Here is a 1795-nt window from a genome sequence, read left to right as displayed (position 1 = left end):
CTGCTCGTGGTGACCGTCAACGCCATGGGCCAGTTCGGCAACTGGACCGGCGGCACCCTGCGCTTCATGGGCAGTGTCTTCTACAACGACCCGCGCCGCATCGGGGTGGTCATGGCGGTGATCGTGGCCGCCGCCGTCGGCGTGGGGGTCGGCGCGACCGTGCAGTTGCTCGCCGGCTGGCTGGGCAGACTCATCGACCCGATCACCGACCCGGACGGGCGCGGCGTCACCGGACTGAGGGTCGGCGTGGCGATGGCCGCGATCGTGGCGGTCGGATCCTGGGTCGTCCAGGCCGCGCCCGAGTATGCGGTCGCGGCCGGATCGAATCAGCGCTGGGACCGGTTGGTCGACGACCACGACCGGCGGGCCTTCCACTGGCTGACTGAGCAGCCGCAGGCTTACAGTGGCCTGATCTACACCAACCCCGACGAAGGCTCCGGGTGGATGTACGCCACCGACGGGCTGCCCTCGACTTCGCGCCACTATCTCGCGCCCGTGGACACCGCGCCCTTGACTAGCGAACTGTTCAACACGATGGACGAGGCGGGGCTGGACCCCGAGGTGGACGCGGCACTCGCCGAGCTCGGCGTCACCTACGTCTACATCAGCCCGCCCAACTACTGGGGCTTCCAGAAGCCCAACGATCACCTGCTGGAACTCGACGAGACGCCCGGACTGGCCAAGGTGTACAGCGACGGGCAGGTGCGGATCTTCGCGGTGCGGGCCGCATTCACCGACGCGGAACTCGCGCAGATCCTCGCCAATTCGCCGTTCCCGCCGGACCAGCGCACCCCGCTCACCCGCGCCGACACGGTGACCGGGCGGCCGTGACCGTGGGGCCCGGCAGCCGTATTGTTGGCGGGGAGGTCTGGGCCGGACGCGGCCGGTGGGTCGGCAGCGGCGGATCCGCCGCATTTGGAGAGGGGAACACGTGCGTGCACTGGTGACAGGTGGGGCCGGATTCATCGGCTCGACCCTCGTGGACAGGCTGCTGGCCGAGGGCCACGAGGTGACGGTCATCGACGACCTGTCCCGGGGCCGCCTGGAGAACCTGGCCGCCGCCCGCGAGGCCGGCGAGCGATTCGAGTTCCACGAACTGGGGCTGACCGATCCCGCGATCGAGGAGATCGTGGCCGCCGCGAAGCCCGAGGTGATCTTCCACCTGGCCGCCCAGATCGACGTGCGCCTGTCTGTCGAGGACCCGGTGCACGATGCCGAGGTCAACGTCGTGGGCACCGTCCGGCTGGCCGAGGCGGCGCGCCGGGCCGGGGTGCGCCGGATCGTGTTCACCTCCTCCGGCGGCTCGATCTACGGGCCCGTCACCGAACTGCCCGTGGCCGAGAGCCGTCCGGTGGACCCGCTCAGCCCGTACGCGGCCGGCAAGGTCTCAGGTGAGATCTACCTCGAGATGTTCGCCCGCCTGTACGGCATTGAATGGGCGGGCGTCGCGCCGGCGAACGTGTACGGCCCGCGCCAGGATCCGCACGGCGAGGCCGGGGTGGTGGCGATCTTCTCCCAGCGACTGCTCGCCGGGCAGCCGACCCGCGTGTTCGGCGACGGTGGCAACACCCGCGACTACGTGTTCGTCGACGACGTGGTGGACGCCTTCGTCCGCGCCTCCCGGGTCGAGGCCGCGGCCGGGCTGCGCTTCAACATCGGCACCGGCGTCGAGACCTCCGACCGCGACCTGCATACGCTGGTCGCCGAGGCCGCCGGCTCCGGCGACGATCCCGAGTACGCCCCCGCCCGCCTCGGCGACGTGGCCCGCTCCGCGCTGGACGCCTCCCGCGCCGGC

The 1795-nt window shown here is 71.2% G+C and carries 2 protein-coding genes; both read left to right on the top strand.

The features are described from left to right. Window positions 1-831, top strand: an 831-nt coding sequence (locus tag G6016_RS07335; protein ID WP_338403547.1) for a DUF6541 family protein, incomplete at its 5' end; no start/stop codon positions are given. 100 nt (window positions 832-931) lie between these two features. Next, window positions 932-1795: NAD-dependent epimerase/dehydratase family protein (locus G6016_RS07330; protein WP_182632015.1), on the top strand; the 864-nt coding region annotated here is incomplete at its 3' end.

The sequence above is a fragment of the Dietzia aerolata genome, assembly GCF_014144865.1.
Taxonomy (GTDB): domain Bacteria; phylum Actinomycetota; class Actinomycetes; order Mycobacteriales; family Mycobacteriaceae; genus Dietzia; species Dietzia aerolata.
This window is presented reverse-complemented; position numbering and strand designations above follow the sequence as displayed.